The organism is Dapis brunnea BLCC-M229 (assembly GCF_050015995.1).
In the GTDB taxonomy this organism is placed as follows: Bacteria; Cyanobacteriota; Cyanobacteriia; order Cyanobacteriales; family Microcoleaceae; genus Trichodesmium.
The window spans coordinates 57,586-73,011 of record NZ_JBNHEP010000062.1; the positions used below are offsets into that span (position 1 = coordinate 57,586).

Consider the following 15,426-nt stretch of genomic DNA (forward strand, 5'->3'; position numbering starts at 1 on the left):
ATACCAGTCGTTTTCTAGTATAAATCAGAGCATAAATTTTTGGTAAACATTGTTTAATTTTATTAAATAAATTCACCATAGAAATGTAATTGTTAGATAATTTGATTATTGTATAAATGTATAGGTAGTCCTGCATAGTAATGGTGAAGATGTATATTTTTTTTAATTTCTTCCCACACTCCCCACACTTTCCACACTTTCTCTACCATTACTATGCACCACCACCAATGTATAAAATATGGATTTTACCTATGTTGATTACTGTCAATATTTACTCAATTTTCAAACAAACTATACAATCACAAATTTAGCAAATCCGAAGCGAAAATATTAGCCATGATACAATTAATCGCTATTTAAGAATAGCAAATTTAAACTCTCTAGATTTATGGCGAAATGTCAAAGAATAAATTGTGACTGACAAAGAAGGGTATCTAATTTTTGATGATACAGTTATTAACAAGAAATTTTCTGATAAAATTGAAATTGTTCGCAGACAATATAGTGGTATCGGTTCATCAAGTAATTCGAGGTATAGGAGTAGTTAACTGTGTTTATTTCCATCCTCAAAGTGAACAGTGTTGGATAATAGATTATAGAATTTATGACCCAGATACTGACAAAAAAACTAAAATAGATCATGTTGAGGAAATGATTTTTTATGCTGTAAACCATAAAAAACTACCATTTAAAACTGTATTAATGGATAGTTGGTATGCAACACAAAGATTAATGGCCTTGATAGATAATTTAGGGAAAATTTATTATTGTCCATTAAAAATAAATCGTTTAGTCGATGATACTGGTGGTGTAGAAAAATATAAAAATATTGGAGAATTAACTTGGAACGAATCAGAAAAAATATCAGGTAAAATAATTAAGATTAAAGGGTTTCCAAGAGACAAGAAAGTTAAGCTCCATACGGGCAACTATTTCTACCAATAGAACAGAATACATTGTAACTAATGACTTAAGTCAATCTTCGCATTTATGCTGTAGAATTTGAGTCTCTTGCCTAGATGGAAAATTGAAGAATTCCACAGATAAATTAAGCAATTAACAGGTCTAAAATTTTGCCAATGTCGTCTGGGTAAAATTCAAAAAAATCATATTGCTTGTGCGATGTTGGTGTGGAATTTTTTAAAAAGGTTGGCTGTGAAAATAGGAAAAACTATTTATCAAGTTAAGCATGAATTGTTATCAGATTATCTGGTCTCAGAATTGAAATATCCTTCAATTAAAATGAAACTTGTTTAACTTGAATAACTGAAGTTTTTTTTAATTAAAACTCAAGCGATTGCTGACGCAAAGCTCCGCTAACGCACAAAACTATAGTGAAGATCGCCAAAATTACTATACACTATATATAGTGTCTTTGCGTAAGTCCTGACTATATTAGGATTAACTGGCATCGGCAAAAGTACCCTCACTGTAGAATTAATTCAACAAATAAAAGATAAATTTGATTATATAATCTGGCGCAATATTGATAACTACCCCTCCTGTGAATCTCTACAAACAAACATTATTCAATTCTTATCTCAAACAGATTCTCCCTCTCAGAAAAAAGAAAAACTTTCCAATTCTCCAACCATCAACAATCAATTAATAGATTACCTCCGTAAATATCGTTGTTTACTGATTTTTGATAATTTACAAGAAATATTTGCCAGTGGAAAATTAGCTGGTACTTATCTGGAAGAACATGAAAATTATGGTAAATTTTTTCAACAAATAGCCACATCATCCCACCAAAGTTGTTTATTGCTTCTGAGTCAAGAAAAACCCAAAATAGTATCAGCAAATAATTATTATCAGACTTTAAAACTTGATGGTTTAGGAAAGTCAGCAGCAGCAATTTTAGAAAGTAAAAACTTAACAGATAAAGATAAATGGTTAGACTTGATTAATCTCTATGACGGAAATCCCTTATGGTTAAATATTATTGCCGATGCAGTAGAAGATTTATGTGATAGAAATGTCGCTCAATTTTTATCTTGCCCTAGTGTATATTTAGGAGATTTAGAACCGATATTAGAGATAATTTTTCAGCGTTTGTCAGAGCTAGAAAAACAAGTAATATTATGGATAGCAAGTCAAGAAACAGCAGTAAATATTTCCAATACTCCCCCAGACTTTCCACTTTCCCACTCAGATTTCTGGAAAGCAATACAATCATTAAAAAGACGTTCTTTAGTAACAAAAAAAGATAATTTATTTGCTATTTTAGCTGTGATGAAGCAGTATATTATATCGAATTATTTACATTAACTCACTCGAATTATGCAGGATACTAGGCTGATTAAGAAACCGGATTTATGGGAGACAGATATTACTATAGTCAGGCATTTCATATAAACCTGGTTTCTATTTAGGGTTTGCTAATTAAATCTCAAAGGATTGACAGATAAAGCCAAAAGCATTTTTGGGGCGGAAAAAAGTAAAAATTTTTCAGCTTGAGTGACCAAAAAGTTAGGACGGGTGGCAGACAAGAACAGAAAGATACAGCTACAATTATTCCTCCACTTCCTCCACTTCCCACACTTCCCACTTCCCACACTTCCCATACTTCCCACACTGACTACTCCCTACTCCCTACCCAGTTAGAAAACCGAGCTTCTGGTGAAACTCGGTTCTGAGCTGATATTAGATGGGGAGCGATCGCTTTCCCTTATTATAAATTCAATAACCTTTTTCCATGAATAACAGCAGCAACCATTACCACATCACCCTTAACCTTATAAAGGACTCGATAACTATAAGCATAATCTTGTCGATAACTATCATCACCAAACTCCTTGACTACTTCTCCCCCTAAAGGATTATTAATCAAATTTCTAGTGACATTAATTATCCTATGGACTACTGCCGCAGCATAGGAAACAGAGTCACGAGCTATGTAGGAAGCGATCGCATCCACATCATCTATAGCTTTAGAAGACCAAACTACTTTATAACCCATTTACTCAAAAGCCCTTCAGCTTCTTCTTGTGTAATTTTTCTTTCTTTATCAGCTACTTCTAAACCATGAAGAACTTTTTCAATTACATATAAATGATATTGAACATCTTCAAGGGAGCAATTATCTGGCAATTTGCTTAATAGAGATTCTACTTTTTTCTTAGCGGTACTCATAAAGTTCATATTATTAAGTCACTGTTCCTAGGTGTACATGAGCCACTGGACAGCGACATCTGGTGTTTTGCATTTTCGCGCTTTCCAGACATAAAAAAGCGAAAAACACACCTCTTCCCAGAGGAACCCTAAATGTATTAATCATTTTTATTTGTAATTTTGTTATTTTGAAACCAGTAGGTCTCATATAGTTCCTTTAATTTAGATGGTTTCATGTTCCAGCGCCTTTCGCAAAAAAAATAGTTCAGATTATCGCCGACCTTGGCTCTAGATAATAAAATAGGTAATATACCTACTAATAATATAACAATCTGATTGAACTTTTGAAAGAGAATACTATAATTTTGAGTTTTCTACTATCAGTGTAATTACTTATAGTTAGTCATTTATTACTCAATCATCTCTGTCAATTTATATATACTTCTTAAAGACTACTTAGAAATATTCACATAAAAGTTTTACTTTCTATAGATAGAGGGATTGCATAAATGCAGGATGATTTGAATAGTTTTGTAGAATTGGCATCTTGCCTATTCCTGATATTTTCGGGCTGGGCAGGCTCCCAGCCCACTTATATTTATCTTGCCCTTCACCAATGCCAAAGTTTCACCTTCTACAGATAGACTCTCAAATACAATTTAGTAGGATTTAAAGGGATAAGTGATAATTGGTCATCATTAGTTGATGGCCAACTACCCATTCTCAGCTCAAAAGTTTCATATACTATCAAGAGCTTATCAAATAACAGATCAAATAAATAGACTCACTCTAAATTTTCAATTGATCGAGAGGCGACTCAAGAGTATAGCTCTTTAGAGCTGGACTCAAAAATAAGGTCTCAAGTCTCTCCTTGGATAAGGAATGAAAAAAATATTCGATTCAGTATTTCAAGCTTCTAGTTTTAGCCGGAGGTACTGTTAACTGAAATGACCTCCTCCAAATTCTAGGTTTAGGGATAGCAGAAAATTCCCAAAACTGAGGATAATGGTGTTCTGTACACAAAAACCTAGAAATTTTCATAGTTGGCGATCGCCTCTGTCATTTTCTGAATTACTTCTCCCACAGGTATACTTCCCAATTCTCCAGCACTACGAGTCCGAATACTCAAACTATTAGACTCAACTTCCTTAGCACCTAGGACAGCCATCACAGGAATTTTTGCCTTCTCTGCATTCCGAATCAATTTACCCAAACGCTCATTACTTATATCCGCCTCAGCACGAATACCTACTTGACGCATCTGCTCGGCAACCTCTTGAGCAAAAGGCAAAAATTCAGAATTAACTGGTAAAAGTTTAGCCTGGGTGGGAGCCAACCATAGAGGAAAATCTCCTGCATACTCCTCAATTAAAATTCCAATTAACCTTTCGAGGGAACCGAAAGGTGCCCTGTGAATCATCACTGGACGTTTTCTAGTGCCATCTTCTGCTACATATTCTAGATCGAATCGTTCGGGCAAATTATAGTCTACCTGTACAGTCCCTAACTGCCATTCTCGCTCCAAGGCATCCTGGAAAATAAAATCTAATTTTGGACCATAAAATGCAGCTTCACCAATTCCCTCAAAATGCTCCATACCCATTTTTTCCACAGCTCGACGGATTGCACCTTCAGCTTTTTCCCAAGCCTCATCAGAGCCAATATACTTATCTGATTCAGGGTCACGGAAACTTAATCTAGCCTTAAAATTATTTAGTTGTAGATTTTTAAACACAAATAGAGTTAAGTCTACCACACTAAGAAACTCGGCTTCAAGTTGTTCGGGTGTCACAAACAAATGAGAATCATCTTGAGTGAAACCTCGGACTCGCGTTAAACCACCTAACTCCCCAGACTTTTCATGGCGGTAAACAGTGCCAAACTCGGCAAGTCGTATTGGTAACTCCCGATAAGAACGTAATTCATTCTTATAGATTTGGATATGGAAAGGACAGTTCATCGGTTTTAAAACAAAACCCTGTTCCAGAGCTTCTGATTCTTCATCCTCAGCCATCATCGGGAACATATCCTCTTTATACTTTTGCCAATGTCCGGAAGTTTTGAATAAATCTATTCTGGCAATATGGGGAGTATCTACAGGTAAATAACCTCGTTTCTGTTGTTCTTGTTGGAGAAAGTCTTTAAGTGAATTCTTTAACATTGTACCTTTGGGAGTCCAGATAGGTAATCCTGGTCCAACAAGGTCGGAAAACATAAATAGTCCTAATTCTTTACCTAGTTTACGATGGTTTCTTTTGAGAGCTTCTTCTTTACGTCTTTTATATTCAGTTAGTTGTTCTGGAGTTTCCCAAGCAGTACCATAGATACGTTGTAATTGAGCCTTACTTTCATCTCCACGCCAATAAGCACCAGCAACAGTTTCTAAATCAATTGCTTTGGGATTAATTTGTTTTGTACTTTCAATATGAGGACCTGCACATAAATCCCACCACTCTTCACCAAGATGATAAATGGTAATTGGGTCTTCTAAATCTTCAAGAATCTCTAATTTGTAAGGTTCTTTAATTGCTTCAATTCGACTTTTAGCTTCTTCCCGGCTGACTTCTTCTCTAATTACGGGTAAATCGCGCTTAATTATTTTGACCATCTCTTTTTTGATGGCTTTTAGGTCAGCTTCTGTAAATGATTCTGGGGTATCAAAGTCGTAGTAAAAGCCATTTTCAATCCAGGGGCCAATTGTTACCTGAGCTTTGGGAAATAGCTTTTGTACAGCCATTGCCATGACATGGGATGTGGTATGGCGAATTTTTTTGAGAGTTTCTGACTCGCTAGTGCGGGGTAAATGGATTTTTTCTGGTTGTTCAGAAGAAGGATTAGATTCTGAGCTGGACATTAGCTGTTTATTTTGTGGTTTTACTGTTATATATTGTTACAGAGATAGAGGAAGACTGAATTTTAATTAGATTATCATAATTTAGGCGCTTCAATTTCAAAGCGCTATATATATAAGACGTTATAGTTTTTGATTACTATATCTAGTGTTTTTGTCTCAATCGCCATTTTATGGGTATAGAGTCAAACTGAAATTTTAGTTAGGGCTTGCGGATTAACCATCAAAGCATTGAAACATAAAGGCAAGTGCGTTTTTAGGTTGAAAAAAGTGCCAGCTTTTCGGTGTAAAAAGCTCAAAAAGTTAGCATTTTGGGTAGACAAGGGCAGAAAAATCAAGGGACAAAATATCCGACTAAAATATTTTCAATCTAGTCTCAGCCTTTTGCTGATTTTTTAAGTCTACTAATAGCATAAAAATTATAGAAGTTTTGAGGAAAGGAAGGTAAAGCTTAATATTAATCTCTTTGGCTTTTTTCCTGTTACCTAAAATGCTCAAAATTTTCACCTCCAAAATTACAAAAATTATGTAATTAATTAGCTGCTTGTCTTGCTATTTCTAAGCAACTATTATATTTTTCCTGATTATTTTTTACCCACTCTTGAGCATGGCGGAAAATATCTTCTTCTTTGTCTTCAACCTCTTTAATGCGTAAACTTTCTGCACTCATATCTGCCACTGGAATTTGCACTAATTCAAACCACTTTCGAGCAACGGGGTTAGCTTCTAGGAATTTTTTATTAGCTACTATACGCTGTTGAATTATGGGAAAGCCAAAATTTTTTCCATCTAAGGATGTATCTTTTTCAGTCAAATTTCTCATCTCTTTTGGTAAGGATGTAAAAGGAACTTCTAACCAAACTACATCTTTATTTCTTTTTAATTGTGTAGATATCCAATGAGGGTCGTAGGCATAATAAATAATAGATTTTCCCTGCTTGTAGCGACTCATTGCATCTGCCAGGAGAATTTCATATTGTCCTTGATTATGTTCTACTGTATCTTCTAATCCATAAGTTTTGAGGTGATGGTTGATACTAACTCGCAAGACCAACCAGGAGTGCAACCTACTAAATTAGCTTTTCCATCTCCATCTGAGTCAAAAAGTTTGGCTATTTTTGGATCTTTTATTTGACTTTTTTCCTGTTTCCTAAAATTATCAAAATTTTTACTTACCTCCAAAACTCCAAAACTTCTCTAATTAATTAGATGCTTGTTTGGCAGTTTCTAACCAACTATCATATTTTTCCTGATTATTTTTTACCCACTCTTGAGCATGGCGGAAAATATCTTCTTCTTTGTCTTCACCCTCTTTAATGCGTAAACTTTCCCCATTCATATCTTCTATTGGAATTTGAACTAATTCAAACCACTTTCTAGCAACGGGGTTAGCTGCTAAAAATTTTTTGTTAGCAACTATACGCTGTTGAAGTATGGGAAAACCAAGATTTTTTCCATCTAGAGATGTATCTTTTTGAGTTATATTTCCCATCCCTTTTGGTAAGGAGGTGAAAGGTACTTCTAACGAAACTACATCTTCTCCTGGTTTTAAAACTGTAGATATCCAGTGAGGATTATAAGCATAATAAATAATAGATTTTCCTTGCTTGTAGCGACTCATTGCATCTGCCAGGAGAATTTCATATTGTCCTTGATTATGTTCTACTGTATCTTCTAATCCATAAGTTTTGAGGTGATGGTTGATACTAACTCGCAAGACCAACCAGGAGTGCAACCTACTAAATTAGCTTTTCCATCTCCATCTGAGTCAAAAAGTTTGGCTATTTTTGGATCTTTTAATTGTTCAATGTTAGTAATTTTATATTTATCGGCTGTTTTTTTGTCAATATCATATCTTTGTATGCCATCGGGGGTTAAAATTCCAACTGCCTCTAACTTTTCTTTACCACCAGAATTTTCAAAGTATTCATTGTGTTGTGGGTCATAATAAACGGTGCTATACTCTAAATCTCCATTGGCAATGGAAATATAAATGGGAGGATATTCTATTTGTTTTGGTTTTTCTACGTTGTAGCCTAATTTTTCTAGACCTATATTGACAATATAGGTTTGAAATAATTCTTGTATCCAGGTACTATTGGCACTACGAATAGTAACTGTTTGAGAAGTTGGCGTTTGTTGACAGGAAGTGAAAATTATTAATACGCTGGTTAGGATTGCTCCTAAGATAATTTTTAGGGATTTTTGTTTCATTTTCCTTAGATTGAAAAACTTTTAATTTTAATATATAGCAATTCTATCTGATTTGTAACATTTCTCCAGAAATATTATGTCTATACTTGACCTTGAGGTTAATTACTATTCACTAATTATTTAGGATTTATACATAATAGTTTATAAGTTTATAAATTTATAATTTTATAAGTTATATATTTCTAGAAGTTTACTAACAGGTAAGAGGTATTATTTCTCTGGATATTAAAATTAGTTATAGCAATTCCCAAAAAGCGTGAGGTACAAAATTAGTTGATTTTAGGGAGTAGGGAGTAGTAACGTGGGAAAAAGGGAATAGGGGTGCGACCCCGCGGGGTGTGACAGATGCACCTGGTAGCGCACCAAGAAATAAAATAAGAAAAATAACTTTAGCTCACTAACTTGAGAAACACTATATTAATTCTTGCATATTATAGCAGTTTTCCAAAATTTTGACTACAAAACTTATGGTCTTTGCCGTGAGTATAAGTGCCTTCAAGCCAAAATATCTGTACTCTATATTAATGAAAAATACTATAAATAACACAAGATTTATATTTTGTTTTAGGATAATTTCTTGCAGAATGGAGTGTTAAAGATTCAGGTCTGTCGCAATCGGGATCTAGGTTCTCAGAAGCCAACTTCTGGAAATATTTTAGGCTTTGTTAAAAAGCAAACTAGAGTCAAGTCAAAGTATAAGTCAATCAAAACCTCCACTGAGGAATGAGAACAAAATAAAACCGGATAAAATTAATTACGGTCAATAGACCTCTCCAGAAAATAAAATTGCTCTTTATTTAAGACAAGCTAGAGTTGTCAAATTAACTCTCCAAAATCATTTTTCGTATCTTTTTCGTGAAAATATATTCCCTGTTCCCTACTAGCCTCAAAAAATCTATATCTTTTTCGGAGACGTCTAATATATTTCAACGGCAGAAACCAGATTTTCCCGGTCTTATTTAATTTCTGTTCCTAACTCTCTATTGCCTCAACCAGTTGTTAAAAGCAGAACTGTTAAAGATGTTATTTCCTCAATTTGAACACCTTCTTACTAACACGGAAAATCGATAAATAAAAACTTATACCATATTCTCTATGAAGTTGCATTTAATATATAAATGGTAATCATGGGCAAAATGAAGGTTTGAGCGAGAATTATTAAGTGCATTGTTACACAGAAATGGTATGATTTGAAACTTAATCATTTTCTGGATAATTACCGATAGAAGTCAGTTCCGCTCCGGGTTTCATGTCGCGTAGCGAAACAAAAGACTTTCTGCTTTTTATACCTTTAAACTCCTTTATCTTCCCTTTGACTATACTACAAACATATCATCCCCAGGGACATTTCAGGGAAGAGATTTCTTTGAGCAGTCAAAGGCAAGCGATAGAGGTAGCAATGGAGAAAACTATCGCCTGTGATACTCACAACTTCTTATGTCTTTCTCTTTCTCCCACATCTCATACCTTAATCCTTAACTCTAATTTGCTTTATAATGTTTAACTTCGACAGTAGTATGAACATTTCCCCGTGGAAAAAAATCACCTTTAATTTTGACTTCTAAAGGATCGCAAGCTGCTACAAAGTCATCTAAAATTTGATTCACTGATTCTTCATGGGAAATGTAGCGATCGCGATAACTATTGATATACAATTTTATGGCTTTCAACTCTACCACTCGTTCATTGGGAACATATTTTATGTAGATTGTGGCAAAATCTGGATAACCGGAAAAAGGACATTTACAAGTAAATTCTGGTAAATTGATATTTATCTCATAACGTCGTCCGATACGAGGATTTGGAAAAGTAATTAACTCTCCCTCCAATATATTCCGTTCTCCATATTTAAGTTCCTGCATATTTGTATCTTGAGATATTTCATTATTATTCATATAGATTAAGCAAACAAAATCCAACTATTTAGAGATTCAATTTATCTAAGCAAATATTTTTTTTTGATTGTAACTTGACGAATTTCTGTTTTATTGGTCTAATTGCAATAATTATCAATCATAATTATTGAAAAATATCCATCAAATTAATATTACATAGTAACATAATGCAAAATATCAGCACATCTGGTAAAAATGGACCATTATCAGAAAATAACTATTCTCCATCTGTACCTATTTCTTTATATAGAGAAGCTACTGCTGAACTACAAGCAGCTCAAATCAAACTCGAATCTCTCAAAGTTCATAATGAACAGTTAATGCAGCAAAATCAAAAACTGAGAATAGAAATTGAAAAGGTGATTAACTCGGCAGTACAGTTACAAGAAGCTTTAAATGCTGCCCAGTCAGTAACCAAGGTAGCCCAACCACAAATACCTTCTTTTCCTCACTCTCAATCTAGCGTTAATACTGTTAGCTCTAATTATTTAAGTTCTGGTTTTACAGTCGATTCTCCTGAAATATCATCCTCTTCTCCTTCTCTACCATTTACCGATCCTAAACCAACAGAGCCAGATTTTCCAGAACATCTATTTACAGAAGAATCAGACAAAAGTCGCTACAGTAGATTTTCTAGTGCTACACAAGTCTCTAATCTGAATGGAATTTGGTTAGTAGTTGCTGTTTGTCTGATTGTAATTGCTGCATTTGGTGCTGGTTATTGGGTAGTGAGGCCAATTTTAAATCAGCGATAGAACACTATTTAACTTTAATAAATAGATGAAACGTGAAAGGAAAACAGATCTTAAACATACTGTTGAAAAGGTGAACTACCTAAAGCCAAGGCGTTGCACAATCAGGAATGATGAACTCTGAAAGTAGATATTTTTAGGTAATTCTTTTCTTCATATATGTACAGTTTAAAACCTATTATCATTCTTTAATGTGCAACCCCCAACTTCAGTAGTTAGTTGCTAGTTCAACTTGATTTCCACCAAACTTTTAGCATTTTGATTTTTTGTAGCAGTATCTTGGAAAACCATCCCAGGTTCAAACCCGCGCTTCAGCTCTGTCAATTTTATTTGTTTAGCTTGGAGAGCGGTTTCTAGAATCTCTATAGCTTTGTGTGGGTTTCCATGGCCACAAAAGAATAAGTCAGCCGCAAAGTAACCTAACTCCGGCCATGTATGGATGGCAATATGAGATTCTGCCAGTGTTGCTGTTGCCGTCACTCCATGAGGACTAAACTGATGAACACATAAATCTATGAGGGTTGCTCCTCCTGCTGAAATTGCCTCAATTAAAGAGCGACGTATACGTTCTGGGTCGTTGAGTAGCTCTGCGGGAGAATGCCAAGCATCAACGACTAGATGGGTTCCCAATTGTTTCATTCTGCGCGGTTATACCTCCACCCGATAAGGTCTCCAATTTTTTAGTATATCACAAATTTTTTTAATTTGTTAAGTATGAGTAGTTAGGCTTGCTGAATAAAATTCAAACAATGAGCAATCAAGATGAGCGATAAATTTTAATTAGTAAGGCAATGGGGTTAAATAAGGGGAGAAGTTTTCGCTGATCCCAGCTCCGATGTTCCCTATGCTAATGGCTATAACTTTTTTAGTAGATCCTGGTTAATAATCAACCACTTTGTTGAAATCTAGCTTTTTAGGCAAACTACCTGTAGTTGGTTCTAGAAAATATTCTCATACCAAATCTTTTTGTAACGGGACTTTTCCCCTTGATGCACTTCAAAATGTATTATCCAAATTTGGAGCATCTGGTATATCTTGACATTATATTTATAGAGATTTTTCGACAAAACACACAGTCGGTCAATTTCAGCATAAAACCAATGTGTGGGTTGAATAATATGTCTCTCAACTAATCTCATAAATCAAGGAGTTAAAATTATATATGGAGCGGTAGATGGAGTAACTTTTGAGGCTTTTATAGTTAAAGAAGTAGTACCATTACTGTGGAGGGGAGCTTGTATTATTATGGACAATGCTAAAATTCCTAAAAAGGAGAAATGGTGAGAGAAGTTATTGAAGAAGTTGGAGCTAGTCTCTGATTTTTACCGAAATAATTAATAATTAAACGTAAGCATTCAGCGGTCAGCTATCAGCTAGCCTCCTGGGTCGTAACTGCCTCTTGCCTCCTCCGGAGGAGCTGCGCTAACAGAGGAGCTATCCTAGGTCATGCTCCGCAAACGCTTTTCATGTCGCGTTTGCGTTAGCATTCCGTAGGAAAGCGAAACGTTAACAGCTTCATTACCTTTAAAAGAGGAAAAAGTAATAGAGGAAAAAGTAATAAGCGAGATTTCATGCTAATTAAAAGTTACTGTAAAAGTCTATCAGTTAACCTTAAAAGTCTATGGAGCTACATCGTTCATTTTTATTGCGCTCAAGCTGACTGCTAATAGCTGAATGCTTACAATTAAACAATTAAATAATTAGATGATTCAGGTTTAAAGCCTCCTCTTGGATAGGGGAAAAAAGCGGTCGTTTGCGGAGCATTCCGTTAGGATGAGATGCTGAGGAAATCTAGCCATATCCAATCGACCAAGATAATAAATTTTTTCCTTAATGGAAAAGATCATAGACAGGCTAGACGTTGTTGATTGTGAAATGGCACCTGGCGATGCTGTATTCTTTCATGCGAACACGATATATGGTTCTCAAGGAAATAAAACCAGTGATACTTGTATCCTAATGCACTGCGACTATAACACTGTTTCCCACCAGCCAGTTGAAGAAGAAGGTCGAAAATCCCACCCCTACATTCCCCTAGAAAAACTTCCTGATTCTGCTATTAAGAATGGACTTTACAAATCGGGATTTGAGGATCAGACTGGCGATTGGAATTGGTATACATCTGACAGTGTATAGTTAACTGCTAGGGGGGAAATTATGATGTGAAATAATCGCCTAAAATTACTGTAATGCCAAAGTTTTCAGTGCATACAATTTTGCTTTTGACTTTTGAATGCATGAATTTTGACTTCCGTCAAACGGTATAGAAGCATTTGACAAGCAAAGCAATATTTCCTCATAATTATGGTAGTCAAGTCTTTTCGCGCATCAATTTTGAGGAAAAATCATCATCTGAAGGAGTGTTGAATTTTTTGTATTATTTCTCCCCACATCTTCCTTCTTCTCTCTTCCCTCTTACCTCTTACCTCCTGTCTCCTGTCTCCTGTCTCCTGTCTCCTGACTCCTTGCTAAATTTATGAAGATACCTTCAGGGGTTCTATATTCAGGGTCTATACCCATGTATTGGGTTTCCAAGCCTCAATTTGTGCAATTACCTGATGAGCACGATTGAATTTTGCTTTATAACAAGCTTCTCCAATTTGCCACAGATATTTCCAAGCTACTTCAGGACGAGTTTGTAACATATTGTTACTCATTGCTTCTTCGATTGGTATACCTTCTTGAGTGAGAACACCTTCAAAAAGTGCACCAACACCACGATATGTAGGTAGTCCAGAGTCTGCAGATAAACCCGCTCCAGCAATGAAAAGAATAGAATCTGCCTGGAGAATACAATCAGCGACAGCACTCATAACCTTATCCATTCGTCATATTATTGATATATTTACAAAAAACAGCCTTGTAATTTTAGAACATTTCTGGAAATAAACTAAATAATACCAATTTCCTAAAGTCAGACTACACATAACTTGACATCTTGGATTTCAAGCTTAATAGATACTTTTACCGGATAATTAATAATTAAATAATTAAATAATTAAATAATTAAACAGTTTAGGTTAAAAGCCTCCTCTTGGATAGGGGAAAAAATTTATTTTTTCCTGATTAGTCAATCCTCTCCCTAAAAGGAAGAGGTAATTATCCATTATCAATTAATGAAAAGTGTTGTTTAAGTTTATGAAATTGGTATAAGCAGGTAAAAAAAATTAATTGCACAAATAAAATTAACAGGACTTACCCAAAATATCATGTTATACACCAGATATAAGGGCGAACGGTCGTCCGCCACTACTGGATATGGTGGTTATGCGTAAGTTCTGTCTATTTGTGAGTTGAACCATTGGGCATAATTGCTTCTTTTAGACAAACATCCTGAAGACTAGAAAGATTTAAACTAGAACCTATCAAGTTAGCATGACACAAACAAGCTTCTTTTAAATCTGTACTTTTGAGAGATACTAGCAATAAACCTGCGCCATAAAGATTAGCTTTTTGTAAGTTAGCACCTCGCAAGTCAGCTTCCAATAAATTTGCTCCTGAGAGATTAGCAGCTTTCAAGTTAGCTCCCCGTAAGTTAGTCTTACTCAAGTCCGCAGCTCGTAGGTCTGCCTTTTGAAGAATCACACCATTAAGATTGGCATTGCTGAGATTTGCTTCGTGTAGATTAACTCCACTCAAATTTGCCCCACTCAGATTAGCATTACTGAGGTTTGCCCCTTGCAAGTCTGCTCCAGTTAAGTCGGCAGCACAAAGGTTAGCCTCTACCAGAGTTGCTTCTGTTAAATCTGCATTGATTAGCTTTGCACCACTGAGATTTCCTCGTTGTAAATAAGCTCGAATTAAACTTGTCTGATTTAGCAAAGTGCCACTTAGGTCTACTTCAGTCATAATTGCCCGGTTCAAAGTTGCCTGTGTTAAGTCAGCACGGCTAAGGATAGCACGACTCAGAGTAGCTCCTGTTAGATTAGCTTTAGTTAATTTGGAGGAATTTAGTAAACAAGTTCCAACCATGCTTGTGCCAATTAGAATAGCTCTTGTTAAATCAGCTTCTGAGAAAATTGCCCCACTCAGAATTACTCCACTTAAATCAGCTTCAATAAGTGTGGTTTTAGTCAAGCTAGCAGAACTCAAATTAGCTTCAATTAATTTAGCTTGGGATAGATTAGCATGACTAAAATCTGCACCATTTAAGTTAGCTCCAATTAGCTTACTTTTAGCTAAGTAGGAATCTTTTAAATTAGCATTACTTAAATTACTACGATTGAGGTTAGCTTCACCTAAATTAACTGCAATTAGGTTTACTCCCTGAAAATTTCTTTCTCCTTTAGAGTGTCTAACTAATAATTCATTTGCGCTTAAAAGCTCACTGGCATTCATAAAATAAATCTGTTAATTTCTCTGAATTTGTGTTGATATATTCAATTTCCTTTGAACTCCAAAAAATTAAGTTCTAAGGATTCTATTTTGACTTAAGCTTTCAAAATAAATTATGTTTTGTTATTGCTAAACAAAGTTTATCGGCGCAGCCCTAATCTGGGATGTCCTAGATTGCTTATGTGAATAATGATGAGTCTTGGGTTAGAAATATTGTTACCCAATGACTAATTACCAGTTGTTGTATTTACCAAATTAATAGGGT

At 35.0% G+C, this 15,426-nt stretch carries 12 protein-coding genes and 4 pseudogenes; 7 read left to right on the forward strand and 9 right to left on the reverse strand.

Annotation, left to right across the window (positions count from 1 at the left end; all coding sequences use genetic code 11):
- Positions 1 to 238 precede the first annotated feature (238 nt).
- The 4 genes and pseudogenes from ACP6PM_RS07275 (at position 239) to ACP6PM_RS07290 (ending at position 2,639) form a co-directional block, all read left to right on the forward strand.
- A pseudogene (locus ACP6PM_RS07275) lies at positions 239 to 1,257 on the forward strand (IS701 family transposase).
- A gap of 135 nt (positions 1,258 to 1,392) precedes the next feature.
- Positions 1,393 to 1,644, forward strand: a pseudogene (locus tag ACP6PM_RS07280) (NB-ARC domain-containing protein); the annotation flags it as partial.
- Positions 1,645 to 1,764: 120 nt separating this feature from the next.
- A complete protein-coding gene (locus ACP6PM_RS07285; protein ID WP_426583213.1) occupies positions 1,765 to 2,271 on the forward strand; it encodes a hypothetical protein in 507 nt (168 codons plus the stop codon).
- Between the two features lie 185 nt (positions 2,272 to 2,456).
- The gene (locus ACP6PM_RS07290; protein WP_426583215.1) at positions 2,457 to 2,639 is read left to right on the forward strand and encodes a hypothetical protein; all 183 of its coding nucleotides are present in this window, start codon (positions 2,457 to 2,459) and stop codon (positions 2,637 to 2,639) included.
- A 35-nt stretch (positions 2,640 to 2,674) separates the two neighbouring features.
- Here the strand turns inward: ACP6PM_RS07290 and ACP6PM_RS07295 are convergent, their stop codons facing one another.
- The 6 genes and pseudogenes from ACP6PM_RS07295 to queF form a co-directional block, all read right to left on the reverse strand.
- A complete protein-coding gene (locus tag ACP6PM_RS07295) occupies positions 2,675 to 2,962 on the reverse strand; it encodes a type II toxin-antitoxin system RelE/ParE family toxin (protein WP_293097440.1) in 288 nt (95 codons plus the stop codon).
- A complete protein-coding gene (locus ACP6PM_RS07300; protein ID WP_375340154.1) occupies positions 2,947 to 3,144 on the reverse strand; it encodes a hypothetical protein in 198 nt (65 codons plus the stop codon). Before ACP6PM_RS07300 ends, ACP6PM_RS07295 begins: the two co-directional genes overlap by 16 nt.
- A 997-nt stretch (positions 3,145 to 4,141) precedes the next feature.
- A complete protein-coding gene (gene thrS, locus ACP6PM_RS07305; RefSeq protein ID WP_426583217.1) occupies positions 4,142 to 5,968 on the reverse strand; it encodes a threonine--tRNA ligase in 1,827 nt (608 codons plus the stop codon).
- Between the two features lie 529 nt (positions 5,969 to 6,497).
- Entirely contained in the window at positions 6,498 to 7,031 is a 534-nt protein-coding gene (proX, locus tag ACP6PM_RS07310) for a glycine betaine/L-proline ABC transporter substrate-binding protein ProX (protein ID WP_426583219.1), read from the reverse strand.
- A 135-nt stretch (positions 7,032 to 7,166) separates the two neighbouring features.
- Positions 7,167 to 8,179 (reverse strand): annotated as a pseudogene (gene proX, locus ACP6PM_RS07315) (glycine betaine/L-proline ABC transporter substrate-binding protein ProX).
- 1,481 nt (positions 8,180 to 9,660) lie between these two features.
- Positions 9,661 to 10,074 carry a preQ(1) synthase gene (gene queF / locus ACP6PM_RS07320; RefSeq protein ID WP_426583221.1) on the reverse strand — a complete coding sequence of 138 codons (414 nt, stop codon included), beginning with the start codon at positions 10,072 to 10,074 and terminating at the stop codon, positions 9,661 to 9,663.
- A 167-nt stretch (positions 10,075 to 10,241) separates the two neighbouring features.
- On the opposite strand from queF, the gene ACP6PM_RS07325 reads away from it, so the two are divergent.
- The gene (locus ACP6PM_RS07325; protein WP_426583223.1) at positions 10,242 to 10,829 is read left to right on the forward strand and encodes a hypothetical protein; all 588 of its coding nucleotides are present in this window, start codon (positions 10,242 to 10,244) and stop codon (positions 10,827 to 10,829) included.
- Positions 10,830 to 11,048: 219 nt separating this feature from the next.
- Here the strand turns inward: ACP6PM_RS07325 and speD are convergent, their stop codons facing one another.
- Positions 11,049 to 11,465, reverse strand: coding sequence for an adenosylmethionine decarboxylase (gene speD, locus ACP6PM_RS07330; RefSeq protein WP_426583225.1), 417 nt, complete (start codon positions 11,463 to 11,465; stop codon positions 11,049 to 11,051).
- A 519-nt stretch (positions 11,466 to 11,984) separates the two neighbouring features.
- Here speD and ACP6PM_RS07335 point away from each other — a divergent pair.
- Together ACP6PM_RS07335 and ACP6PM_RS07340 are read left to right on the forward strand one after the other, a co-directional pair.
- Positions 11,985 to 12,142: pseudogene (locus ACP6PM_RS07335) on the forward strand (IS630-like element ISMae26 family transposase); the annotation flags it as partial.
- Positions 12,143 to 12,659: 517 nt separating this feature from the next.
- Entirely contained in the window at positions 12,660 to 12,962 is a 303-nt protein-coding gene (locus tag ACP6PM_RS07340) for a phytanoyl-CoA dioxygenase family protein (protein ID WP_426583227.1), read from the forward strand.
- 374 nt (positions 12,963 to 13,336) lie between these two features.
- Here ACP6PM_RS07340 and ACP6PM_RS07345 read toward each other — a convergent pair whose 3' ends face one another.
- Together ACP6PM_RS07345 and ACP6PM_RS07350 are read right to left on the reverse strand one after the other, a co-directional pair.
- Positions 13,337 to 13,639, reverse strand: coding sequence for a Sir2 family NAD-dependent protein deacetylase (locus ACP6PM_RS07345; RefSeq protein WP_426583229.1), 303 nt, complete (start codon positions 13,637 to 13,639; stop codon positions 13,337 to 13,339).
- 469 nt (positions 13,640 to 14,108) lie between these two features.
- The gene (locus ACP6PM_RS07350) at positions 14,109 to 15,164 is read right to left on the reverse strand and encodes a pentapeptide repeat-containing protein (RefSeq protein WP_426583231.1); all 1,056 of its coding nucleotides are present in this window, start codon (positions 15,162 to 15,164) and stop codon (positions 14,109 to 14,111) included.
- Between the last annotated feature and the right edge of the window lie 262 nt (positions 15,165 to 15,426).

Bases quoted from the DNA above. Each gene is read 5' to 3' on its own strand.
- ACP6PM_RS07295 (WP_293097440.1), bottom strand. From the start codon at position 2,962: ATGGGTTATAAAGTAGTTTGGTCTTCTAAAGCTATAGATGATGTGGAT.
- speD (WP_426583225.1), bottom strand. From the start codon at position 11,465: ATGAAACAATTGGGAACCCATCTAGTCGTTGATGCTTGGCATTCTCCC.
- ACP6PM_RS07340 (WP_426583227.1), top strand. From the start codon at position 12,660: ATGGAAAAGATCATAGACAGGCTAGACGTTGTTGATTGTGAAATGGCA.
- ACP6PM_RS07350 (WP_426583231.1), bottom strand. From the start codon at position 15,164: ATGAATGCCAGTGAGCTTTTAAGCGCAAATGAATTATTAGTTAGACAC.
- thrS (WP_426583217.1), bottom strand. From the start codon at position 5,968: ATGTCCAGCTCAGAATCTAATCCTTCTTCTGAACAACCAGAAAAAATC.
- ACP6PM_RS07300 (WP_375340154.1), bottom strand. From the start codon at position 3,144: ATGAACTTTATGAGTACCGCTAAGAAAAAAGTAGAATCTCTATTAAGC.
- ACP6PM_RS07345 (WP_426583229.1), bottom strand. From the start codon at position 13,639: ATGAGTGCTGTCGCTGATTGTATTCTCCAGGCAGATTCTATTCTTTTC.
- ACP6PM_RS07325 (WP_426583223.1), top strand. From the start codon at position 10,242: ATGCAAAATATCAGCACATCTGGTAAAAATGGACCATTATCAGAAAAT.
- queF (WP_426583221.1), bottom strand. From the start codon at position 10,074: ATGAATAATAATGAAATATCTCAAGATACAAATATGCAGGAACTTAAA.